Origin of the sequence: Armatimonas sp. (genome assembly GCF_043757465.1) — a bacterium.
Taxonomy (GTDB): Bacteria; Armatimonadota; Armatimonadia; order Armatimonadales; family Armatimonadaceae; genus Armatimonas.
The window spans coordinates 1-23,887 of the sequence record NZ_JAYVPL010000068.1; the positions used below are offsets into that span (position 1 = coordinate 1).

Here is a 23,887-nt window from a genome sequence, read left to right on the forward strand (position 1 = left end):
CATTTCTTCTCGTCGTCTGCGTCGGGTTTGTCCGAAGCGCAAGGAGAATATTATCGCAGCATACATAAACTGTCAAGAAAAAACACAAAATACTTTGCTCCTAAGATTTCGAGAGACCACTCCACTCAATTTCGTGCGTGCTAAGATACCGTATGGGCAGAGAGACCATACGAATTCTTTTAGAGGCCGAGCAGGTTTCCATCTATTGGCTAACCTCGGTGCTCGGGCGCACCGTCACCAGTTTCAAGGCAGAAACGCAGGCGAGCAACTGGTCGAGTCAGGTGCCGCTGAGGGTGTCTTTTAACGATGGCAGCTCGCAAGCACTGCGGCTAAAAATCTGTTTGGGGGAGACATTTGGACGCTCCGAGGTGGACTACTACAAGACAGATTATGTCGGGCTTCAAAACGCGCCACTTGTGCGTTGCTACGATGCTCAGTTCGAGCACGGCGTGGGCTACCACCTACTCCTCGACGATCTTTCAGAAACGCACCACAATAGGCGCGATGTAGTGCCGACCCTTGACTACGGCCTCGCTGTCGCTGAAGCGCTAGGACGACTTCAACGGCACCACTGGGAGTCTGAGCCCGCTCCTAGCGACGCAGTCTGGAACCGTTACTTCGCCGAGATCCGCCCTGGCGTCGGACCGCTGGAACAGGCAACGGGGCAAGAATTTTCAGAGCGTTTTATCGCGCATGAGAAAGCTCTCCGAACACGCTGGGCCAACCCGCATGGGATGAGCCTACTCCACGGCGACCTCAACACCACCAACATTCTCACGCCCCAAGACGCCGACTACCCCGTGTATTTCCTGGACCGTCAGCCCTTTGACTGGTCGCTTACCTACGGCCTTGCCAGCTACGACCTGGCGTATTTCCTGGTGATCTGGTGGCCGCAGGAGCTTCGGAGTGCTCACGAGGCCACCATCCTGCGCCACTGGTACGGGGCCCTCGGCCAGCCTGACTACTCCTGGGAGCAGGCCCAATCGGACTGGGAACTCTCCGTAGAGCAGTGCCTTCATGTACCCATGGAGTGGTGCTCCAAGCCCAAAACGGCGGAGAAGATGCGCTGGCTCTGGGAGATACAGCTAGCACGGATTCAGTCGGCGAGTGAGAGCCTCAGGGAGCGGGCAGCACAAAACTAAGGTTCAGTGTCTGTCCACCGCGCTGGATTGTCAGAGGGATCGTGTCGCCGGGTTTCTTGACTTGCAGTGCGTGGGCGATTAGATCAGACTCGCGTACGGGGCTGGTCAGGGTGTCGAAGCTCGTCAGAATATCGCCCTTCACGAGCCCGGCGCGCTTTGCCAGATCATGCGGAGCAAACTGCCCCACATTTGCAACCAGCAATCCCTTGCCGCTCGGATTTGGATCGAGTTTCATACCGCCGAGCGCGGCGCGGCGCAGTCCCCACGTGCTTGCTCGCCAGGAGATGTCGTCACGCCGTCGCCAGCCATTCGGAAGTGTCAACTTGAGTGCTATCGGGTACGCTGCCCGCCGCACAATTGCCGTCAGTGTCGCCCCCTCAGCGGGAGTGGTGTTGAGCACCCACTGGATATCGGCCAGTGAGAGAAGTGGCTGGCCTTCGAGTGCCTGAATCACATCACCGGGAAGAAAGCCTGCCTTTGCGGCAGCGCTACCTGGCTCGGTGCGGAGCACGGTGGGCCGTTCTTTGGGATCGAGGATCAGGCCCAGAATCTTGGGATGCGGGTAGGGAAAGAGAAGCGCGTCGGTAAGCTGACGGTTCTGAATCGCGACAGCATGCTGTGCCTCACTGATCATATGACAGTGGATACAGCTCGGGACGACCTTGCCCTCGTAGTTGAGAAACGGCGTGTACTTTGCACGGAGCGAGGGAAACAGCTCGGGCTTGGCGAACGCTGGCACAGCGCCGCGCTTGGCGACAAGTTGTGCCTTGTTCTTTGGATAATTTTTATGAAGCGCCAGCGCTCCTTCCATCGCCTTGGCCATTCCCTCCACAGAGACATCCCCCTGCCACTCGGTTCTATGGGAGCGGGTTCCATAGCGTCCGTAGATCGTGCCATCGGCATTGAGCAGAAACACGGCAAAGGACTGGTCGGTATCGTACTGGAAAAGAGAGAGGTCCAGCCCGTTCGTGGCGATCACTCGCACGCGAACAAACTGCTCTAGGAGTGCTTTCATCTTCGGGTCGGCCTCGATCATGTCATCGTCGAGCTTGACGCACTCCTCGCAAGGAATACAGCGCAGTACAACCACGATAGGCTTGCCGCTCGCTTTGGCATCGGTGAAGGCGCGAGGCAAGTCGTTGTAGAGCCAGTAGCCCTCCGCCTCCAGCTTTTTCTTATCGTTGCGAACCTGATCTTCTCGCGTGGGCTTCTGCTGAGGCAACACGGCCCCGGTCAGTAATCCTCCAAGCAATACCGTTGCTAGTACCTGTCGAATCATTCTAAAATCTCCCTAAGAGCTTACAATCTCACTATAACACAGCATCAAGCGACCAAGTCGCTAATAGAGCTTTACACTCACCAAAGAATTCGCACGAATCGCCACTCGCAGCGTCTCTCCATCAAAGCTCACGACCTCGCCCGTGGGGTTCTCCATCAAGTCGGTTAGGCTAGCTTTTGTGCCGAAACCCTGGGCGAGCGTGACAACCACCTCCGTGTCGAGACCATCGTACTCCACCAATCGCAGGATAATTCCGTCGCCGTCCTCGGCTTTTTTGAAGCTCGTCAACACGACATTGGGGCTCTCGACAGCGGCGAACGACTTAGACAGCGGCCCACTTCCCTCCTGAACACCCGCTGGGAACGCAATCAGCGGGTGGTTGAAAGCCGCCCCCATCCGTGTCAGCTCCGACACTTCCACGGTCTGGTCGTGGAAGACCATCGAGTAGCGGATCGTCTGCTTACAGACCTCGGGTGCGTGGTCGGGGTCGAACGATGAGCGTGTCACGCGCATGGCAATATTGCCGCCCTGAACCGTGAACCCGTACTTACTATCGTTGAGGAGCGTGAAGCCACCTTCGTCAAAGTGGGCATGGACATAGCGTAGGCTCGGCATCTCCTCCCCTTCCATCTCCTCCCGAACCACACTGCCAAACGGTGTCTCGCAGCGCAGCGCGTAGCTGTCGTAGCCATCGAAGGGGAAGTGCACCCGCAGGCCAGGAATCCCCCGATCTGCGTCACCAATCTCACGCCAGTCAATCTCCGCCGTCACATCCACGCGTGGTGCGAAGCCATGGATGAGATACTGCACTTTTATCGTACTCTTGGTGTCGGGGACGCGGTAGTGCTGATGAACGACGTAGGCCATGCTGCTACCGCTCGGGTAGCTCGTCCCCCGGTTTCGTGCAACCCCATGGACATGGTGGCTCGCCGTCCGGATCGGCTGGTAGTCGAGGACTCCGCCCAGTACCCAGGCGGTCATCCCGCGTGGCTGCTCCCGGGTCAGCTCCCACTCCCCGAGGCTGTCGTAGTCGCCCTCCAGAAAAGTAATATCACTCTCTCGGTGATGCACTTCGACAAGCCCGCCCTTGTAGCGGTCGAAGCGCAGCATCCCAAACGGCGTCTCGAAGAGGTCGCGCTGCAGAGCTTTGACTTGCGGCACGTCTACTGTCACTTTGCCCTCACACAGCGCAAAAGTCTTGTAGCCAAGCGCGGGCACATTCTGAGCGAAGAACAAAATATCCAGGTAGCTATGGCCCCAGTCATCGCCGCGTGTGAGAAAGAAGGTGGGGTGATTTCCCCCGTTCTCATCGTGCGCCACAATGCGCCCCGGCTCAAAGTCCGTGTCGTAGAGCCGAATGGTCACGGCTTCGGTGCGCTGCCAGGCGCAGGGATTGTAGATGACATACGGTCGGACGCTCCCTCCTCCCCCTGTCTTAGAAATCCCGGACTCCATCGCGCCAATTCCCGCGCCTGCACCACTGGCGAAGGCATGTCCTACCCCCTGCCCCCCGCCGGGCGGGGCAACAAGCAGGTTTGTGGGGAGATTTATTGCCAGCGCCTTTCCCGCCTCGCGCTTGATTGCCCCCGTGATCGCGCCCGTCTCCTGAAAGAGCGCCATGGCGTGCTCGCGGGTCTGGCGGACACCGGAGCCGGGGAGAATATCGTGGAACTGGTTGAAGAGAATATTGATCCACGCCTCACGCAAAAGTACCCGGCAGTCGCGGCCCGTCACGGCGGCAAGGGTCTCGGCCTCAATACAGTAGTTCTCCCCAAAGCGATTAGCCTGCGTGATGAGCGTCTGGGTGGTGTAGCAGCCGGTGAACTCGTAGTTGAGCTCGTGGTCGAGCACGGGCAAGTGGGTAAGATCGCCGCTGGCGACTTTCTCGTACCAGCTTTTAGCGGTGCCAAACGTCACACTGGGGTAGATCGGCCATGTCGCCATCTCCAATAGATACTCAATCTCGACGCGGGTCGGGCCGCCACCGTGGTTGCCAATTCCGTAGATATTCAGCCAGTCGGAGAGCTTTGTCTCCTGCCAGAACTCAACAGCGGGCAGGGCGATATTATCGCCGATATTGACGTAGGAGTTGTACCAGGTGGACTCTTTGTTCACGAGCACGCGGCTACCGTCAGGGCCTTGCCACCAGAAGAGCTTCGGACGCGGAAACTCCCCCGTGGCGGCGTGATCGAAGCCGCCGCCCAGGCGGCACGCGTAGTAGAACTTCACCCCACCCTGCGCCAGAATTGTCGGGATGGTGTTGGCGTGGCCGAACGTGTCCGGCTCCCAGTCCAGCGGTAGGTCGGCGGCATCGAGCCCGAACTTCTCTTTAGTGTACTGGCGCGTGTAGAGCAAGTGCCGCGCGAGAGATTCCCCGCTGGCTAAATTCTTATCGCCCTCCACCCAGTGCACTGCCGTCACTTCCCAGCGCCCCTCGGCGATGCGCGCTTTTATTTCCTCAAACAGCTCCGGGTGGTACTTCTCCATCAGCGCATAGACCGATGCCTGCGACTGTGAGAACGTCAGAGTGGGGTACTCGCGCATGAGCTGGAGCACGGAGGCGAACGTGTCGTGGGTCGTGGCGACGGTTTCCTGCCACGACCACATCCAGTTCATGTCAATATGCCCGTGCCCCACGCAGTGAATCGTATAGGCTTTGGCGGCAACGCCAATCGGAGCCAGAATCGCCTCCGCTTCGGCAACCACAGTGGCAAGCTCACCCGTGCAGCCCTCTATCAGCGCCGTCGCCCGCTCAACCAGCCCGGGCCACTCGGAGTTTTCGGTGAGTTGTGCAAAGGCGCTGGCAAAGTCAAGCTCACAGCCAATCCGACGCAGGAGAGCTTTCGTAGCATCAACCGACTGCGCGGCAGCGCGCAAGAGACGAGGCGAGGTCATCGGGTTCATAATCCTCTACTTCGCTGGCTGTGCTACAATGTCCTCCGTGCTTAAAGATTTCTGGGCGCGGAAGCGTCTTATTGGGATGGTGCACCTCGGGCCGCTGCCGGGGAGCCCACGGGACTGTGGCGATTTTGCGGGTGTGCTCCGTCGCGCCGCCGCAGACGCGCAGGCTTTGGTAGCCGGCGGCGCGGATGCGATCATGGTCGAGAACTTCTTCGACGCGCCTTTTGCCAAAGACGCCGTGCCGCCCCACACGCTCGCCGCCCTCACCCGCGCCGCGCTTGTGGTGCGTGAGGCTGCACTGGAGCTTCCGCTGGGGATTAACTGCCTGCGCAACGACGCCAAAGGGGCGCTGGCAATTGCCCATATCGTCGGGGCGCAGTTTGTCAGAGTCAATGTCTGGGTGGGCGCTGCTGTCACCGACCAGGGCATTATTGAGGGCGCGGCACGTGAGGGGATTCTCTACCGAAAAATGCTCGGTGCGGAGCATATCCAGATTTTCACCGATGTCTTTGTGAAACACGCCACGCAGCTTGGTGATGGCACCCAGACCATTCAAGATGCCGCCAAGGACGCCGTACTACGCGGCATGGCCGATGCCTTAATCGTGAGTGGCAGTGCAACCGGCAGCGGAACCCGCGTGTCGGATGTTGCGTCGGTTGCCCAGGCACTGCCCGGTGTGCCTGTATTAATAGGAAGTGGCTTCGGCCTAGAGACCGCAAGAGCGCTTCTTGCTGCCGGAGCGGCGGGCGCAATTGTAGGAAGTAGCTTGAAAGTGGGCGCAGTGGACTCGCCCGTTGATCCTGAGAAAGTCCGCGCTTTGAAAGCAATTATGCAATGACCAGTAAGTTCAAAAAGTGGTTTTTAGAAGGCTATGTCTCGAATGTCGAGGGTGCCTTCGAAGAGGAACATGAGCCGGGACACAAGCCCCACCCCTGGTGGCAGGTCATGTGCCTGACGGGGGTAGACTACTTCTCCACCCTAGGCTACCAGCCAGGAATCGCGTTTCTGGCCGCCGGGGCGATCTCACCTTTCGCCACACTTGTGCTGGTCTTGCTCACGCTGCTGGGCGCATATCCTATCTACCGCCGTGTCGCCCAGGAGAGCCCCCACGGAGAAGGTTCGATCTCCATGCTGGAGATGTTACTCAAGCGCTGGACGAGCAAGTTCATGGTGCTTATCCTCCTAGGATTTGTCGCCACGGACTTTGTGATTACCATGACTCTCTCCGCCGCCGATGCCGCCGCCCATGTACGAGAGAACCACTTTGTCGCCCATTTTATGGAACATAATCCCACGGGCTGGCAGATTGGAATCACGCTCTTCTTGCTGTTGATGCTCGGTGCCGTTTTTCTGAGAGGCTTCAAGGAGGCGGTCGGTATTGCGGTTGTGCTAACAATTGCCTATCTGGTACTCAATGCCGTCGTCATTGGTAAAGGCGTCTGGATACTTCTCTCGGACCTACCAAAGCACCAAGCGGATCTCCAGGTGATGCTATCTGCCGCCGCACCCCAGCTCTTTGGTAAACCCTTTGCGGTTCATGGCAGTATCGGCCTGATTCTCTTAGCGGCACTCGGACTCTTTCCCAAGCTCGCACTCGGACTTTCCGGCTTCGAGACAGGCGTCGCCGTCATGCCCCTGGTTAAGGGTAGCAACGACGATACAGAGGAAAACCCCAAAGGCCGGATCATCAACACCCGCAAGCTCCTCTTCTCTGCGGCAGCAATTATGAGTTGCTATCTCATTGCCTCTAGCTTCGTTGCCGCACTTCTCATCCCCGCTCATGAGTTTTATCCTAAGCTGATCGCCGAAAAAAGCGTGGATCAAAAACAGCTCACGGGCACGATTTTGTTATCTATTCACCCCGACAGTGCCTACGTCAAAGACCCCGTCTGGAATGTCTCTATCCCTGTCCAGCCGTACCTTGATGGGCAGACGAGCTACGCGGTGCCCGTAACAGTCAATGGCATTGACACGGACCAGGTTGCTATCACGTTTGCGGAAGATAAAGACAGGTTAGGCTCAACCAAAATCAGTGCAGTCAAAAAAGTGGGCAAGGCCAACGGGCGGGCCCTGGCCTATCTTGCGGAGAAATTTTTCGGCCCCGGCTTTGGTACGGTCTATGACATCTCCACGATCTTAATTCTCTGGTTTGCGGGGGCAAGCGCGATGGCGGGCCTACTGAACATCGTCCCGCGCTATCTGCCACGCTACGGCATGGCCCCCGAGTGGACACGTGCCAACCGCCCTCTCGTGATGGTCTATATGGTTCTAGCAGTGATCGTAACTCTGATTTTCCAGGCCGATGTGGATGCACAAGGCGGAGCCTACGCCACGGGTGTACTGGTGCTCATGACGAGCGCCGCTGTGGCTGTGACGATTGCGGCACACCGGGCGGGGCAGCATGGCCTCAAAGTGGCCTTTGCGGTGATTACGGCAATATTTGTCTATACCACCATCATCAATATTATCGAGCGCAGCGACGGCCTCAAGATCGCAAGCTTCTTCATTGGCACCATTGTCGTTCTCTCTCTGCTCTCGCGCCTCTGGCGCGTCACGGAACTTCGCGTTGATAAGATCGAGTTCGACGAGAATGCACAGCAGATGCTCGCACAGATGGCACAGATGGGTGAAGTTCGCTTTATCGCCAACCACCCCGATGGGCGTGATGCCGCCGAGTACTCCACTGCGATTCGCGATGCCGCCTGGACCCACCACTTCGGAGAGGCAGAACGCTGGGCGTTCTTAGAGGTGTATGTCCCCGACTCCTCATCCTTCTCCTCAACGCTTCGGGTAGAGGGTGTGGATGTGGGCGGGTTCTGGGTACTGCGCTGCTACGGGGTGGCCGTCCCCAACGCCATCGCATCAGTGCTTTTGGAGGTGCAGAAGCGCCACAAGCGCCGCCCGCATGTCTACTTTAATTGGATTGAGTCCAACCCGATGCTCTTTTTGTTGCGGTTTGTCTTCTTCGGGGAGGGTGATATTGCGCCGCTCACTCACGAAATTTTGCGCCGCAACGAGCCCGATCCCGGCAAGCGCCCGATTGTTCACGCCGCAGGCTAGCTGGCACTCTCACACTGCACTCCCAATGCCAGAATCAACCCGCTCGCAATATCGGTTAAAAACCAGACAAAGGGGCGGCTGCTCCTGAGTGTCTGGTTCGCAATGTGTGTCTGGTTTGCGGTGATCGTGAGGTTGAAACCGTGGCGGAGCCCGGCAAGGTACGGGGGGTTTCCGGAGACGACCATCGGTGAAAAATCAGCCGACGGAGTAATACCTGGCCCCAGTTCCATCCCTGTGAGCAGAGGGAGCAGATCAAAAGTTCCCGAAATTTTCGAGAGGGGTAGCGCCTTCACTCGAGACTCCTCTGCGTCCTGAAAGCACATCTGCCAGCCAAGCCAGTAGGCCTCGTTGAGTACACAGAGCAGCTCCTGAAGCGGCTTCTGCTTATTCTGCCAGAAAAAAGCCTCGGGAGGCGTGAGGAGAGTGAGGGCCTGTTTCCCCGACACGTCCGGCACATAGATCCCTCTCACTTTATTTTGTTCCGCTTCTTTGCCCCGCTCCGCAAGCGCAATTTGGGCGACGAAACGTGTCCGTACTTGGAGCTGAGAGACCTCTTCGTGGCTCACTAAAATCTGAAAAACATCTTCAGCACGCTCGATAAACTTGGGAGAGAGGCCCCAGTGCTTCGTCAAGACGAGAGTCCCGCCAAAAGACACACTCTCCGAGTTCAAGATACGGACAAGAGTCTGAACCCACTCCAGCCTTAGCTCTTCCGTAAGCAGCTCATTCATGAGCAAGGCTTGGGTCATCCGCGTCCGTGTGGTTCCCAATGCGACACTTCGGAGAAGCGCCAGAGGAAGATACACCACCGGTGATGATACAAAAATGTCCCTGTCGGGTTGCTGCTCAAAAAGAGATTGGAGCAACTCAAAGCTAAATCGGTTTGATCCTGCAAACATAGTTCCTCGTGTTAAAGTAACTATCGGTTTGACTGTATTTTCCATCCAGATGCCTGTGAGCAAACAGACACATTAGAGCTTCCAGGTACACTTTGCAGCATGAGCACAGATCCCCTCCCAAATGCTGAGGCGACACGTATCGCCGAAATGGCAAACTCGCCCAATACCTGGCGGCTCTGGGGTCCCTATTTGGCGGAGCGGCAGTGGGGCACGGTTCGGGAGGACTACAGTACGGACGGTAGTGCGTGGGAGTACTTCCCCCATGAGCACGCCCGAAGCCGTGCCTACCGGTGGGGCGAGGACGGCCTCGCGGGCATCTCCGACATCCGCCAGCAGCTTTGTTTTGCCGTGGCGCTCTGGAACGGGGCCGACCCGATCTTAAAAGAGCGCCTTTTCGGGCTCACTAATGGCGAGGGCAACCACGGCGAGGATGTGAAAGAGCTCTACTGGTACGCCGATGCCACCCCAAGCCACAGCTACCTAAAGTTCGTCTACCGCTACCCCCAGCGTGCCTTCCCCTACGAGCAACTGATCCAAGAGAATGCCCAGCGCAAGAGCGATCCCCACTCCACGGAGTTTGAGCTCGCGGAGACGGGTATCTTTGAGGAGAACCGTTATTTTGATGTGATAGTGGAGTATGCCAAGGCCGATACCGACGATATTATTATCTGCATCACGGCGCACAATGCCGGGCCTGACGATGCCCCGCTCTGGATACTGCCGACATTCTGGTTCCGCAATACCTGGAGCTGGTCTTCGGAGACACCACGCCCCGAGATCACACGCCTCCGTGAGTCTGTTTTGCTGGCGCAGCATGAGAAGCTAGGAAGCTACACGCTGGCGATCGAAACCCCATCGGTTGCGTGGCTAACCCACAATGAAAGTAACAACTCTAAGCTCTGGGGAACCCCTCAGAACGCCCTAGATACGAAAGATGCCTTCGGAAACAAACTTATTAATGCTGAGGAGAACGCGTGTGAGAGCCGGGATGCAGGCACGAAGGCTTGCTTTGTGGAACAGATTCTGGTTCCGCCCAACGCCAGCAAGTCAACGTGGCTTCGCCTCTCACAAACCACAGAACCACTGCTCGACAAAGAGCCCCTGGAGCAGGTAATGCAACAGCGACGGCAAGAGGCAGACGAGTTCTACGCAGCGCTGGCTCCTCCCCAGGCGACTCCCGCCCAAAAGCAAGTGCAACGAGAAGCCTTTGCCGGGCTGATCTGGAGCAAGCAGTACTACAAGCTCGATGTGGAGTGCTGGCTCGACGGTGATCCGGGACAGCCTTCCCCCCCCGAGCAGCGAAAATCCGCCAGAAACAGCGCCTGGCGCACACTCAACGCCGCCGATATTCTCTCCATGCCCGATACATGGGAGTACCCTTGGTTCGCCGCCTGGGACCTGGCGTTTCACATGATTCCCTTCGCGCAGATAGACCCGGAGTTTGCCAAGCACCAGCTTCTCTTGCTCTGCCGGGAGTGGTACATGCACCCGAGCGGTCAGCTCCCCGCCTACGAGTGGGCCTTTGAGGATGTCAATCCCCCAGTGCATGCCTGGGCAGCCTTGCGGGTCTATAAGATCGAACGGAAGCGCCAGGGCAAGCGCCGCGATGAGCCCGGTGACACGGTCTTTTTGGAGAAGATTTTCCACAAGTTGCTGCTGAACTTCACCTGGTGGGTGAACCGCAAAGATGCTAAGGACAACAATCTCTTCGAGGGAGGCTTTCTGGGGCTAGACAATATCGGAGTCTTTGATCGGAGTGCGCCGCTACCCACGGGAGGAACCCTAGAGCAGTGCGATGGCACGGCGTGGATGGCGATGTTCTCGCTGAACATGCTAGCAATCGCGCTGGAGCTTTGTAAGACCGATCCGACCTACGAGGATGTCGCCACCAAGTTCGCCGAGCACTTTGTCTATATCGCCCATGCCTTCAATCACTCTGGCGTGCTCTGGGACGAAGCTGATGGCTGGTTCTACGATGCCCTGCGCCTGCCAAATGGCGCGACCCAGCGGCTCCCCGTGCGCTCGATTGTTGGTCTGATTCCTCTTTTTGCGGTCGAGGTGTTCGATAGTGAGACTTTGGCGCGGGTGCCAGGCTTTATGAAGCGTCTGAAGTGGTTTACGGAGCACAAGCCGGGGCTCTGCGCCGAGGTCGCGCACCTGGCCGCACCCGGTCAGAGCGAGCGCGTGATCTTCTCCCTGGTCGGCCCGGAGCGCCTGCGCCGGGTTCTGACGCGGGCACTTGATCCCAATGAGTTTCTTTCGGAGTTCGGGATTCGCTCGCTCTCGGCCTGGCACCGGCAGCACCCGTTTGCGCTCACGGTGGGCGGCCAGGAGTACCGAGTGAGCTACGACCCGGGCGACTCCACCAGCGGGCTCTTTGGCGGGAACTCCAACTGGCGCGGCCCGATCTGGATGCCCCTGAACTATCTCTTGATCGAGTCGCTGCAAAAGTTCGACTACGCCTACGGCACAAGCTTCCCCTGGGGCGACACCGACCTCTGGGGCGTCGCCACGGATCTGTCGCACCGCCTGATCTCACTGATCCGGCGCGCCCCGGGCCACCCGCACTATCTCTTCCACGAGTACTTCCACGGCGATACGGGCGCAGGTCTCGGCGCGAGCCATCAAACCGGCTGGACGGCACTCATCGCCAAGCTCATCGCCCAGTCGAGCTGAGGTACAATAGCGGCATGGCAACGGCGGAAAAGCTACTGCGCCCAGAGGAGTTTCTGGACTGGGAGGCCACTCAACCCGAGCGCTATGAGTACGTGGCGGGCAGTGTCTACGCGATGGCGGGAATGTCCGATGAGCACAATCAGCTCTCGACAAATCTTGTCACGGCCTGCGCGGCGCATCTTGCCCCACCGTGCCACGTCCGGGCGGAAGGGCTGAAGGTACAGATTGGGGCCACGTTTCTGTATCCCGATGCCATGATTCTCTGCTCCCCCCCACTTTTCTTCAATGTCCGCTGCGACACGATTCGCAACCCCACCGTGATCTTCGAGGTGCTCTCCGAGTCTACGGAAGCCTTTGATCGGGGCGAAAAGTTCCGGCGCTACCGTAGTCTGGCAAGCCTGAAGGCCATTGTCTTTGTCTCACAAGATCGGATTTTAGTGGAGTGCTGGAGCCGCAAGGGCGATGCCTGGCAAGCGCAAGAGTGGGAAAATTGGAGCGAGAGTCTGGAGATCGAAGCGCTCGGTCTACAAATCCCACTGGCAAAGATCTACGAGGGGCTGGAGTTTCTGGACTTGGTACAATAGTTCACCATGTCTTCGTCTGTGCCGCTGACGCTTGAGGAAAAGCTCAAGAACTTACCTACCAATCCGGGGTGCTATATCTACAAAGACGTCGAGGGGCAGATTATCTATGTCGGGAAGGCGATTAACCTGCGAAACCGAGTGCGCTCGTACTTCCAGAAGTCGGCCAATCATACGCCCAAGACGCGCCGGTTGGTAGCACATATTGCCGACATGGACTGGGTGCTCACGGACACGGAGCTGGAGGCGCTGATCTTAGAGTGCAACCTCATTAAGAAGCACCAGCCAAAATACAATGTCCGGCTGCGGGATGACAAGCAGTACCCCTATCTGATGCTCACCACCAGCGAGCCGTTTCCGAGGGTTTTAATCACGCGGCGGGTGAAGCAGGGCGATGGGAATAAGTACTTCGGCCCCTACACGAACGGTGCGGCGGTGCGCGAGTCCGTGGATCTGATCTATAGAGTCTTCCCACTGGTGACGTGCAAAAAAGAGTGGACGAACAAGAAAGAGCAGAAGCCGTGTCTGTACCACCACATGGGCCGTTGCCCCGAAGCGCCGTGTGCGGGGCTCGCCGATAAAGAGCGCTACGCCCAGACCGTCAAAGACACCGAGGTTTTTCTCCAGGGACGGCAAGATAGCCTTGCGAAGAATCTCCAAGCCAAGATGGAGACTGCCGCCGAAAACTTAGAGTTCGAGCGCGCGGCCAAGCTGCGGGATCAATTGGTGGCGATTAACACGATTGTCGAGCGCCAGAAAGTGGTCAGCACCACCACGGGCGACCAGGACGTGATGGCGGTGGTCGCGGATGAGACCGGCGCGGCGGTGCAGATGTTCTTTATCCGAGGCGGCAAGCTCATCGGGCAGGAGCACTTTCTGCTCGACGGCGCGGAAGACGGCGTCGGGGAGGCGACGGCGGAGTTTCTGAAGCGCTACTACCAAGATGCCAGCTTTGTCCCTAGCGAGATTCTCTTACCCACGCACGTCGAGGAGCTGGAAATTATCGAGAGCTGGCTGCGGCAGAAACGCGGCGCGAAAGTGACTATCTCGGTGCCGGAGCGCGGCGAGAAAAAGCGCCTGATGGAGCTAGCCTCCGCCAATGCCGAGCAAGCACTCACGCAGCTGAGGGCGGCGTCTGCGGCGGAGCAGAGCCGTATTGACAGCGCTCTGGGCGAGCTGGCGACGGCGCTCGGGATGGCAAATAACCCGCTTACGCGAATCGAGGCCTACGACAATTCCAATATTCAGGGCCGCCATGCCGTCGGCGGGATGGTGGTCTTTGAGCGGGGCAAGCCCAAGAAGAGTGAGTATAGGCGCTTTAAGATCGCAAGCCTGCCCGACAACACCCCCAATGACTTTGCGATGATGTTCGAGGTGCTCACGCGCCGCTTCGCGCAGATGGCCGAGGGCAATACGAAGTTCACCCAAAAGCCGGACTTGATCATCGTAGACGGCGGCAAGGGCCAGCTCTCAGCGGCGCAGGATGCCATGAAGCAGTTCGGCTACGACTTTCCCATGATCGGTCTCGCCAAACAGTACGAGCAGGTCTTTCTGCCCGGAGCCCACGAGCCCATCGAGTTCCCTAGAAACGCCCCGGCCCTCTTTCTGCTCCAGCGTGTCCGCGATGAAGTCCATAGATGGGCCATCACCTACCACCGAAATGTCCGAGGCAGCGCCGCCAACATGAGTATTTTGGATGAGATTCCTGGTATCGGCCCGCTCCGGCGCAAGAACCTCCTCAAGTTCTTTGGCAGTGTCGCGAAGATGAAGAAAGCCAGCGCCGTCGAGCTTGCCAAAGCGCCGGGGATGAGCCCCAAGCTCGCGCAAGAAGTCTTTGATTATTTGAAGGGGGCGTAGCACCGCCGCTCTAACCGGCGGGACTACTCAGTGCTGCCTTGAGATCGCCGCCCGTGCCGGGTGTGGCCTCGGAGAGGTAGAGGGCGCAGCGGATGAGCCCGGCCCAGGTGGAGAGGCGGGCGGCGTGGATGTTCCAGCCCTGCGCGGTAATCGTGCGCAGAAGGGCGTGGATCGCGCCGGGGCCACGGGGCACCACCACATCCAGAAGTGTCAGGCTGTCCTCCGTGAGCTCTAGCCGCAGGTTATTCACCGTTCCCAGCGATGGTTCTGGACGACGGCGGCGTGTTAACAGATCATCGGCGGTCTCGGCCCCACCCAGAACCCGTCCGAGTGCCGTTGCCAGCTCGCCGCGCATCGCACGATCCAGAGGCTGATCCCGGTGATCAATGGTCAGCGTATCCACCACAATCGCCTGCCCTTTCTGCTCTTTTATGGTGCGCGTGAAGACCTGCGCCGCATGCAGCCGGATATCGTAGGCGTAGAGCACTCCTGTGATCTTAGCCAGCAAGCCGGGCGTAGGATCGTCGTAGGCCACGAGAGTCAGCTCCGTCTGTTGCGTCCCGGAGAGGGTGCGCAGATCCGTGACGACCCCGTGCTCCGCCTCGTCGCTGGTCAGTGCTCCGATCATAGTCAGGTGCAGTGTCATTGTTTCCAGCGACGTGTTCAGCAGATAGGCGGCGGGCATTGCGCTGGTGTGTGCCTGCACAGCCTCCGCTTCTTCGTCGGTGGCTTGTGAAGCAAGGCGGCGGCGCACTCGATCACGAACGCCCTCCAGGCGACGGCTCACCTGATCGGGTGCTTCTTCGTCGGGCTGATCACTCTCCAGTGCACCTAACGTCCGTCCATAGAGCTCGTCTAACAGGCGGGCTGTCATGTCTGTCCAGATGCCTGGCCCCACCGCGGACGTATCCGCCCAGGTGAGTAAATAAAGCATCTTTAGGTGCTCCGCATCGGGCACCTGTCGTAGCACTTCGCGGATCGTCTCCGGGCGAGCCAGATCACGCAGGCGAGAGATCTCCGCCAGGAGCAAGTGCCAGCGCACGAGAAAGATCGCACTCTGTGTCCGCTGCGCGTAGGCTCCCAGTCGCTCGCAGATCGCCTCGGCCCGCTCCGCACCGGTGAGCTCATGGGGCGCACGGGAGCCATCGAGCCGTGTAGGCCACTGCTTGCCCAGATCGTGCAGGAGTGCTCCTAGATAGAGGGTCGCGGGTGACTCCAGCGAAGAGAAAACCTCACGGTAGGCAACAGGTAGATCCGCCGTGGGGGGGGAATCAGGGCGCAGGCGCACCAAGTTGCGCAGAACGCGCAGCGTGTGCTCTCCTACCGTCCAGACATGGGCGGGGTCGTAGGGCACCAAGCCCATACAGACTTCCAGCTCGGGGAGCAGTGCTCTGAGTAGCCCCGCGCGTTGCATACGGCGCAACGTCTGCTCGACATCGCCCGGCTGCATCAGCAGATTAAGAAAGCGTGTCCCGCTGTCGGGGGGAAGCCCCTCGCGGCCCACAAGCTCCTCAATCGCCTCAATGGTTGCCGGAGCGAGTTCTAGCTCGTAGCGCTGGCAGAACTCCAGAGCCGCGAGGGGCCAGTGCGGATCTGCAGCCACACGGCGGGGCTCGGCGACAATTACCGTGCGCCGCAGCGATGCCAGCCCGGAGTCGCTTCCCAGAGTAAGAGGTGCCTCCAGGCAGCGCTGCATGATCTTCTCGGACAGTGCAAAAGCATTCTGTGCATGGGCATAGTGCGCCCGCATAAAGACCTCGACAGGGGGTGCGTCTGCCTGTGCCACCACTCCCAGGCGCTGGGCAATCTCCTCCTGTCGGGCCGTGCTGAGCCGCTCCCGACGCTCATCCGTGATCAAGTGCAGGAGGTTGCGTACTGTGTAGAGATGCTCCCGAGCCTCCTGAAGCCGTGTCTTTTCCACAGCCGTGAGGATATGGCGGCGCACCAGCTCTCTCCAGAGCGCATCTCCCGTTTTATCGAAGCGTGCCCGCGCCATCCAGAGCGCGGTCTGAATATCCCTCAGCCCGCCTGCACCTTCTTTCAGATCGGGCTCAATCACAAAGGGAGACTCCCCCATTTTCTGGCGAACGCGCTCCCGTTCCGAAATTTTTCGAAAAAGAAAGTCCGCAATATGAAGGCCAGGCCCGTAGATGCGGTCGAAACGGGCAAATAGCGCACCATCGCCCCCTATCAGACGGGCAGAGAGCAGCGCGGTCTGGGTCTGATGATCCAGCCGATCTCCTCCGATCTCTGAGATATGGCGGTAGGCATAGCCCACTTTGATTCGGGCTCCGGCCATCAGGACATCCATCACGAGGCGAAATGCCTCGCGCAGAAGCGGCGGGTCATCGTCGCGATCTACCAGGAAGGTCAGGTCAACGTCAGAGTAGGGTGCCAGCACGCGCTGGCCGTAGCCGCCGGTTGCGAGCAGAGCAATCCCCTGGGGGCTCTGTCCGGCGCGTTCGGAAGCGAGTGTTAGAAGCCGCCGTAAGACGGCATCCAGCAAATCGCTATGGGCCTGTGCCCAGCTTCGGCCTCCCGTATCGGGGTGCCAGCGAGCACGTAGCTCAGCACGAGCTTGAACAAGATAGCCCGTTAGGGCGCGCTCCTCGCGAAGAGAAGCAAGAGTCGTAGTGTGAAGAGAAATGGACACAGTCAGAAGTTTTATACCATTTTGTGAAAAACACTGGTAGAATATGTGGCATCTAGTCCGAAGTGTATGGCTCCTCAGACCGGGGAGTTTTGGGAGGATGAAGTTTATGAACTGGCAAAAGACAGTAGGCATTGGCGGCGTGGCATTGGTTGTGACGGGAATGTTCCCAGCACATGCCCAAAAAGACGGGATCGAGCGAGCACTCGCGGGCATTCGTATCAACGCGTCGGCAAAAGAAATTTTGCGCGTCTTCGGTAACCCCAACGATATCCAGATCGGCGATGTTGCGGTTCGTCCTCCATCGCAAGCGGGCGGCGGACAGGGCGGCACGCAGGGTATGCCGGGTATGGGCGGCGCTGACGACGGCGGTGCTATGCCCGGCATGGGTGGCCGCGGTATGGGCAGCAGCGGCATGTCGGGCATGGGTAGCAGCGGCATGATGGGCGGCGGCAAGATGGGGGCCATGGGCGGCGGCATGAGCGGCAGCATGAGCGGCAGCGGCCCGATGGGTGGTGGCGGCATGAGCATGGGCGGCCTCAGCGGTATGGGCGGCGGAATGTCAGGTATGAGCGGCAGCATGGGCAGCAGCGGCATGCAAGGTAAAATGGGCGGTGGTGGCCCGATGGGTATGGGCGGCCCCAGTGGTATGGGCGGCGGAATGCAAATGGGTGGTCGGGGCATGGGCAGCGGTAGTCGTATGGGTGCTGGAACCGACGATGGCGCTCCAGTGGGCGGCGGTGGCATGCAAATGGGTGGTGGCGGCGGTGGCCTCGGAGCCTTTGGGCAGACGGTCTCCTCTTCGACATTCCAGCAGGAAGTGACCTGGAGCTACTCCATGAAGGCACTGGATGCTAAGAAGCAAAAACAAGCCATCGGCTACGACTTCTTGATCTCCCCTGAAGGTAAAGTCTCGCAGATTCGCATCACGGGCTACGTCCCACGCACTGCCAAGGACAAGAGCGCCAAGGGCCTCACCCTAGGCTCCACCTACAAAGACCTGATCCGAACTTACGGCAATCCCAAGTCCGTCATGAAAAGTGGCGAGCTCCTGGTGTGCTCCTATCCGACGCAGCACATTGAGTTCCAGCTCATGAACATGAAATATGTCAATGGCTACACGGATCCGTACAACGGTATCTATAAAGTCGTGGCGATCCAGATCAACGGCGTCGAGTAGACAAAACTAAAGAGAACTTCTTGCCCCTGGTGCACTTTTTGTGCACTGGGGGTTTTGTTTTTCCGGGTACTATTGAGATCCCCATGGAACTTAGTGAGAAAGATGAAATCCGCCAGCGCGTAGACCTGGTTGACTTCATCTCACGCTACACCGCACTGAAGCGCTCCGGACGGACATTTAAAGGGCTCTGCCCCTTTCATAATGAGCGCACTCCCTCGTTTACCGTAGACCCAGATCGAGCATCGTGGCATTGTTGGGGAGGGTGCTCCACAGGAGGAGATATCTTCGCCTTTGTGATGAAGGCGGAAAGTCTGACATTCCCGGAAGCGGCGGAGCGGCTGGCACAGATTGCTGGCGTCACGCTGAGTCGTGGCGGAGTGGACAGCGTGGAGGCAGCGCGGCAGCGTGATGAAAAAGAGCGCCTGTACAGTGTCAATGCCGAAGCGATGCGCTTTTTCCAGAATTTTCTGGGTAAGGCGAAGCTGGCCCAAGACTATATCAAAGAGCGTGGACTAGCCCACGAGACCCTCGAAAACTTCCAGATCGGCTACGCACCAGAAGAGTGGAGCGCCCTTTCCCGCTATCTGCTGAGCAAGAACGTGAGCCGCGAGGATGCAAAACAGGCGGGGCTCCTCTATGAGTCGCAGCGGGTGCAGGGCGACTACAACGATAAGTTTCGCGGGCGGCTGATCTTTCCCATTCTTGATGTTCAAGAGCGTGTTGTGGCTTTTGGAGGGCGTACTATCCCTAACCCCGAGCTGCCGCCCGACACCAATGTCGGTCCCAAGTACCTCAACTCCCCCGAGACCAAGGTATTCTCCAAGAGCCGCATTCTCTATGGCCTGAACCGGGCACGAAAAATCATCAGTGACGTAGACCGGGTTCTGGTGGTCGAGGGCTACATGGATGTGATTGCAGCGCACCAGGCGGGTATTGGGAATGTCGTGGCCACTCTAGGGACATCACTGACCGACGATCACATTCGGATACTGGGACGCTACACCAAAAATATCGTGCTCTCTTTTGACTCCGATGAGGCGGGAGTGCGCGCCGCCCTGCGCGCCGCTGAGCTCTTCACGGCACATGGTCCGGAGTTCGCCTTGAAGATTCTGGCCCTGCCTGAGGGAGATGATCCGGACTCTATGCTACGGCGGGGTAACATCGCGGGCTTTCACAAGGCAATCGACAGTGCGCGCACTGTCCCTGAGTTTCGGATCGAGGGGATTAAGCGCAAGTCCGACCTCACCAACGAAGGCGGGCGAATGGCTTACTTGCGTGAGGCGATCCCCATCCTTGCGGAGGTTCGCTCCTCACTGGAGCTGGATGTGCTGGTGCAGCGGCTCACGCCGTACCATCCCTCGTTTGGTTCAGGCACACGCGCCGAGGCGTCGATCCTGGCCGAAGTCCAGCGCTGGCGCTCACAGCGCCCGGGAAGTACGCCGCCACCCGACGACGGCCTGCTGGTGCCTACCCCGCCACGCCCACGCTATCAGAATAATGCGGGCGGCGGACAACAAAATAATCCCAATGGCGGCTGGCAACAACGTCCTCGTTACGGCCAGCAACCACCACCCCGCCCGGAAGCGCCTGCCGCTCCCCCAACATCAGCACTCGAAAAGGCGGAGAGAACCGTTATCCAAGGCCTGCTCTCCGATGACTGGCGCAGTGTGACCATCAAGGAGCTGGATCGCGCTGCAAAGGCGCTGAGCTGTACTCCGGGCGAGCTGCTGGCCCACCCGCAGGCACGGCTCCTTGTTGAGGCGCTCTACCCCTTGCTCTCGGGTCGGATGCTTCTTCAGCGTGCCTTGGATCAGTTGGCAGATCAAGAGCTCGCTTTTTTTGCCACGCGCTATCTTGTCTCTGCGGGCAACGATGCTCCCCTCTCGGGGGAAGCCCTCCATGACTGTGTTAATGAGCTGGTTGTTCGCCACCCGCCAGAGCATATTCGGACGATCCAAAAAAAACGGACAGAAGGAATTGTCCTCACCGATGCCGAACTACTGGTTCTACAAGCTTGGACCCTCGCCAAAAAGCGTGGGGGGGAGGCGAGTCCTTGAAAACGTGTGATGCCTTTGGTAAGTAAACTGTCCTCTTTTGAGCACTCTGACACCCTCCACGACGATAGTGTGGGGGGGTGGCTTCATGTGGCGGGGCGAAGCCGCTTGCTCACTCTGGAGCAGGAGGTTCGTCTAGCACAGCAGATAGAGTGTGGTGATGAGCACGCTCGGGCTCGCCTTGCAGAAGCCAATCTGCGCTTGGTGGTCTCGATTGCGCGACGCTACCAGGGCCGAGGCCTGACCCTCGCCGATCTAATTCAGGAAGGCAATGTTGGCCTGATCCGCGCCGTAGAGAAGTACGACTGGCGTAAGGGCTTCAAGTTTTCGACGTGTGCGACGTGGTGGATTCGGCAGGCGATTCTCCGTGCCCTCGCTGAGCAGAGCCGCACGATCCGGCTTCCCGTGCACATGATTGACTCCATTCAGCGCCTGCTGCGCACCAGCCTGATGCTTCGCCAGGAGCTGGGTCGCACTCCCACCCTGGAGGAGCTGGCGTTCCGGCTGCAAGTGCCTGTTCTACGTGTGCAAGAGACCCTCCGTGCCGTCCCAGAGCCTCTCTCACTTGATGGCCCCTCTGGAGAGGACTCGGAGACCACGTGCCCCTTAGACTTTATTGCCGATCCCAATGCACTGTGCCCAACCGATGCGGCAAGCCGCCGCGTGCTACGCGATCAACTAGAGCGTGTGCTGGCCCTGCTAACAGAGCGCGAGCGTGATGTTGTTTCCCTCAGATTCGGCCTCCGTGGCGATGGGACACCACAGACACTAGAGGAAGTAGGGCGGCATCTGAGCGTCACCCGCGAGCGTGTCCGACAGATCGAGAGTAAAGCGATGGGCAAGCTCCGTAGCCCGGACTCCTTGCACCTCCTACGCGAGTTTGCAGGGTAGCCCAGTATGCCGTCGGGAAAGATCCACGACCGTATTACGGCTATCGGTGCTGCACTCGCAGTGCCTGTCTGGTGGTACCTAACTCCCTCACCCCCCAACTGGGCAGTCGGTGGAACGCTTGTGGCGTCCACACTGTTCTCCGGCTGGTTCCTCTCTCCCGATCTGGATCTGGACTCCTCAATCTACAAGCGCTGGGGGCCGCTGCGCTTCCTCTGGTATCCCTACAAAAAGATGGTGCCCCACCGCTCCTGGGTTTCGCACTCCTGGTTTCTCTCCCCGCTGATGCGAGTGGGCTATCTATTGGGGATGACTTGGCTCGTTGCCTGGGCCGTACTCTGGGGAATCCGACAGGCATCCGGACTTGGGCCAGGCGCACCGGAGCGCACTCCTTGGGATCTCTGCCAAGATATCTACTACCACAACCCACAAGCTACCCTCATGGCTGTGGTCGGCCTGTTCTTTGGCACAATTCTTCATACGGGCGCGGATACAATCTACAGCACAATGAAAAAGCGCGCCTAGCGCCGCCAGCTCGTCTGAAGCTCTCCAATGACGACGTAATCAGTCACAGAAATCCCCTATCAGCACGGTGCGCATCGAGATCGAGTTCAGCGTCACCTGCTCCGAGAAGAACTGTACAGCCTCATCCTTACTCTGCATGCCGAGGGTATAAAGTAAGGGCAGGTAGTGCTCGTTTGTGGGAATCGAGAGAAGCGCCTCCTGGCCAAGCGCCGTGTAGTTCACCAGCGCAGCGTGGTCTCCCGCAAGAATCCGCTCTTTTACCCTGGCATCGAAGGCCAGTGCCCAGTCCGCCGCCACATCGGCCCAGCGCGCCTGGCGCAAATTATGAACCACGTTGCCACTGGTCACCACCAGCACGCCCCGCTGACGCAGGCTCTTTAGTGCCTGCCCCAGCTCGTAGTGAAACAGTGGAGGCTGTGTCCGATCCAGGCTGAGCTGGATAACGGGAATGCTCGCCGCCGGGAACATGCGACAGAGAACCGACCACGCGCCATGATCCAGCCCCCAGTGTTGATCAAAACCAACACTCGTTTTTTTCGAGCCTTTCGAGAGCACCTCTCGGGTCAGCTCCGCAAGCGCCGGTGAGCCCGGAGCGGGGTACTCCACGGCGAAGAGCTCCGGGGGGAAACCCCCAAAATCATGAATCGTCTGAGGACGTTCCATCGCCGTTACAAATGCCCCCTGTGTCTCCCAGTGGGCGGAGACGCACAAAATCGCCTTGGGAATAGGTAGTGCGGCCCCGAGCTGCTCCCAGGTCTGGCTGAAGGCATTGTCCTCGATAGCGTTCATAGGGTTTCCATGCCCTACAAACAACGCGGGCAGGATCTCGTCGGTTTCGGGGAAAAGAGCGCGAAGCTGAGACAGGGTTTGATCTAGTGACATATTCTGATAAACACCTCCTGGGCTATAGGGTTCCGATGTGAGAGTCTTATTGCCGTGGGAGTCTTATTGCGACAAAGCGGCAACGAAATACCCAAATTTTACGTCCTAATACGTATGAAAAAATTCTGGGTACGCCTGAAGGCGGTTGGTTGTCTGGGGGTTCTAGCACTTATTGCCCTGCTGTACTTTTCCCCCGCACTGCGTGAGTTTCTTTTTAGACGCTCGATGCAGTCGCAGACACTTGAGCGGCAGGAGACGACGCGTAAGTTTTTCACGATGGTTCACTTACTCCCAGCGCAAACAGCTCCCACAACCGTACTAGCATCTGCCGCGACACCCTCACCCGTGCCTTTAGTCCCTTCGTCGCCCATGCCTACAGGCACCCCAGTCCCACAAGCGACTCCAGAACCTACGCCAGGCCCCCCTGTTATCGCAACTCCCGAGCCCGCGATGCTCGCGGAGCGCACTGCGGATGCCGTGGTGATCAAGCGCGGCGAGGACGAAATCGGACGCTTTACGACACTCTATAAAACGGATATGCCTGGGGGGAAAGGCCCAGCGGCTGTGAGTGGCGCACATGCGTGGTGGGCAACCAAAGAACTACTGTTCCATGGTGATCTAGTGACCAAGAAAATTGAAGTTTTTCTGCCCTATGCCGGAGCGAAGGGCGAGATCACGGCGCTCAAATCAGATGACGAAGGCGTCAGTGTTACCACGAGCTCCGGGCAGAACCTGCGCGTTCTCCCCGAGCGCCATGTCTGGAAAGGCTTCATCCGTGCTCCCCTTGGGCCAGAGACCGAGGAGCCTGGCACAAAGCACGCTGTGCTCAAGAAAACCATAGACGGCTGGATTGGAACGCCCTATGTCTGGGGAGGCGATACCAAGCAAGGCATAGACTGCTCCGGGCTGGTCTGTCAGGTTTTCAACACAATAAAGATCTCGCTGCCACGTACCTCCAAAGAGCAGGCTACGGTCGGAAAACCCGCTACGGATGAGCTACGCTGGGGGGATCTGCTCTGCTACGAGGGGCATGTCTCGATCTATGTAGGCAATGGCCGCTCTGCCGAGGCACTGGGCACAAAAGAGGTAGGGGGGACGGTCAAGTACGCGACTATCTGGCACCGCCCCTGCACCGGAGCGCGCCGTGTTCTACCGTAGCTCTCCCTTACGCGATATACTTTCGGCGCACTTCTTGCCATAGAGAGTCCCTGAAGAACTGTGACGACTCCCTCCGCTAAAGCAGAGAGCTTCTGAAATTATGTCTAGGACACAATCACCAAAAACAACAATGCCAAGCATCAGGCTTCTTGGGA

At 58.7% G+C, this 23,887-nt stretch carries 16 protein-coding genes; 11 read left to right on the forward strand and 5 right to left on the reverse strand.

Features of this window, described 5'->3' with window-relative positions:
• The first annotated feature begins 152 nt into the window (after positions 1–152).
• The gene (locus ACH2ED_RS08645; RefSeq protein ID WP_395090228.1) at positions 153–1,142 is read left to right on the forward strand and encodes a phosphotransferase; all 990 of its coding nucleotides are present in this window, start codon (positions 153–155) and stop codon (positions 1,140–1,142) included.
• On the opposite strand, the gene ACH2ED_RS08650 is transcribed toward ACH2ED_RS08645, so the two are convergent.
• Both ACH2ED_RS08650 and ACH2ED_RS08655 read right to left on the reverse strand, forming a co-directional pair.
• Complete coding sequence (locus tag ACH2ED_RS08650) at positions 1,117–2,421, reverse strand: Trx7/PDZ domain-containing (seleno)protein (RefSeq protein WP_395090230.1); 1,305 nt, start codon at positions 2,419–2,421, stop codon at positions 1,117–1,119. The two genes, ACH2ED_RS08645 and ACH2ED_RS08650, sit on opposite strands and share 26 nt — an antisense overlap.
• 60 nt (positions 2,422–2,481) lie before the next feature.
• Positions 2,482–5,325, reverse strand: coding sequence for a glycoside hydrolase family 38 C-terminal domain-containing protein (locus ACH2ED_RS08655; RefSeq protein WP_395090231.1), 2,844 nt, complete (start codon positions 5,323–5,325; stop codon positions 2,482–2,484).
• Between the two features lie 37 nt (positions 5,326–5,362).
• On the opposite strand from ACH2ED_RS08655, the gene ACH2ED_RS08660 reads away from it, so the two are divergent.
• Both ACH2ED_RS08660 and ACH2ED_RS08665 read left to right on the forward strand, forming a co-directional pair.
• The gene (locus ACH2ED_RS08660) at positions 5,363–6,160 is read left to right on the forward strand and encodes a BtpA/SgcQ family protein (protein WP_395090233.1); all 798 of its coding nucleotides are present in this window, start codon (positions 5,363–5,365) and stop codon (positions 6,158–6,160) included.
• Positions 6,157–8,382, forward strand: coding sequence for an APC family permease (locus ACH2ED_RS08665; protein ID WP_395090235.1), 2,226 nt, complete (start codon positions 6,157–6,159; stop codon positions 8,380–8,382). Before ACH2ED_RS08660 ends, ACH2ED_RS08665 begins: the two co-directional genes overlap by 4 nt.
• On the opposite strand, the gene ACH2ED_RS08670 is transcribed toward ACH2ED_RS08665, so the two are convergent.
• Positions 8,379–9,326 carry a serpin family protein gene (locus ACH2ED_RS08670; RefSeq protein ID WP_395090255.1) on the reverse strand — a complete coding sequence of 316 codons (948 nt, stop codon included), beginning with the start codon at positions 9,324–9,326 and terminating at the stop codon, positions 8,379–8,381. The two genes, ACH2ED_RS08665 and ACH2ED_RS08670, sit on opposite strands and share 4 nt — an antisense overlap.
• A 54-nt stretch (positions 9,327–9,380) precedes the next feature.
• Between ACH2ED_RS08670 and ACH2ED_RS08675 the strand changes: the two genes are divergently transcribed.
• From ACH2ED_RS08675 to uvrC, 3 genes are read left to right on the forward strand one after another with little or no spacing between them, the layout of a single operon-like run.
• Positions 9,381–11,957 carry a glucosidase gene (locus ACH2ED_RS08675; protein WP_395090237.1) on the forward strand — a complete coding sequence of 859 codons (2,577 nt, stop codon included), beginning with the start codon at positions 9,381–9,383 and terminating at the stop codon, positions 11,955–11,957.
• A gap of 14 nt (positions 11,958–11,971) precedes the next feature.
• Entirely contained in the window at positions 11,972–12,541 is a 570-nt protein-coding gene (locus tag ACH2ED_RS08680) for a Uma2 family endonuclease (RefSeq protein WP_395090240.1), read from the forward strand.
• A 6-nt stretch (positions 12,542–12,547) separates the two neighbouring features.
• Positions 12,548–14,395 (forward strand): excinuclease ABC subunit UvrC, encoded by a 1,848-nt coding sequence (gene uvrC / locus ACH2ED_RS08685; RefSeq protein ID WP_395090242.1) that lies wholly within the window; start codon positions 12,548–12,550, stop codon positions 14,393–14,395.
• 10 nt (positions 14,396–14,405) lie between these two features.
• Here the strand turns inward: uvrC and ACH2ED_RS08690 are convergent, their stop codons facing one another.
• Positions 14,406–17,048: an HD domain-containing protein gene (locus ACH2ED_RS08690; protein ID WP_395090244.1), complete on the reverse strand. Its 2,643-nt coding sequence runs from the start codon at positions 17,046–17,048 to the stop codon at positions 14,406–14,408.
• A 106-nt stretch (positions 17,049–17,154) separates the two neighbouring features.
• On the opposite strand from ACH2ED_RS08690, the gene ACH2ED_RS08695 reads away from it, so the two are divergent.
• From ACH2ED_RS08695 to ACH2ED_RS08710, 4 genes are all read left to right on the forward strand, one after another.
• A complete protein-coding gene (locus ACH2ED_RS08695; protein WP_395090246.1) occupies positions 17,155–18,225 on the forward strand; it encodes a hypothetical protein in 1,071 nt (356 codons plus the stop codon).
• Between the two features lie 83 nt (positions 18,226–18,308).
• Complete coding sequence (dnaG, locus tag ACH2ED_RS08700; RefSeq protein ID WP_395090248.1) at positions 18,309–20,282, forward strand: DNA primase; 1,974 nt, start codon at positions 18,309–18,311, stop codon at positions 20,280–20,282.
• A gap of 9 nt (positions 20,283–20,291) precedes the next feature.
• Entirely contained in the window at positions 20,292–21,170 is an 879-nt protein-coding gene (locus tag ACH2ED_RS08705) for a sigma-70 family RNA polymerase sigma factor (protein WP_309685341.1), read from the forward strand.
• Positions 21,171–21,176: 6 nt separating this feature from the next.
• Positions 21,177–21,692: a metal-binding protein gene (locus tag ACH2ED_RS08710; protein WP_395090249.1), complete on the forward strand. Its 516-nt coding sequence runs from the start codon at positions 21,177–21,179 to the stop codon at positions 21,690–21,692.
• Between the two features lie 39 nt (positions 21,693–21,731).
• Here the strand turns inward: ACH2ED_RS08710 and ygiD are convergent, their stop codons facing one another.
• Entirely contained in the window at positions 21,732–22,574 is an 843-nt protein-coding gene (gene ygiD / locus ACH2ED_RS08715) for a 4,5-DOPA dioxygenase extradiol (RefSeq protein ID WP_395090251.1), read from the reverse strand.
• A 114-nt stretch (positions 22,575–22,688) separates the two neighbouring features.
• Here ygiD and ACH2ED_RS08720 point away from each other — a divergent pair, with 114 nt between their 5' ends.
• Entirely contained in the window at positions 22,689–23,732 is a 1,044-nt protein-coding gene (locus ACH2ED_RS08720) for an NlpC/P60 family protein (RefSeq protein ID WP_395090253.1), read from the forward strand.
• Positions 23,733–23,887: the final 155 nt, after the last annotated feature.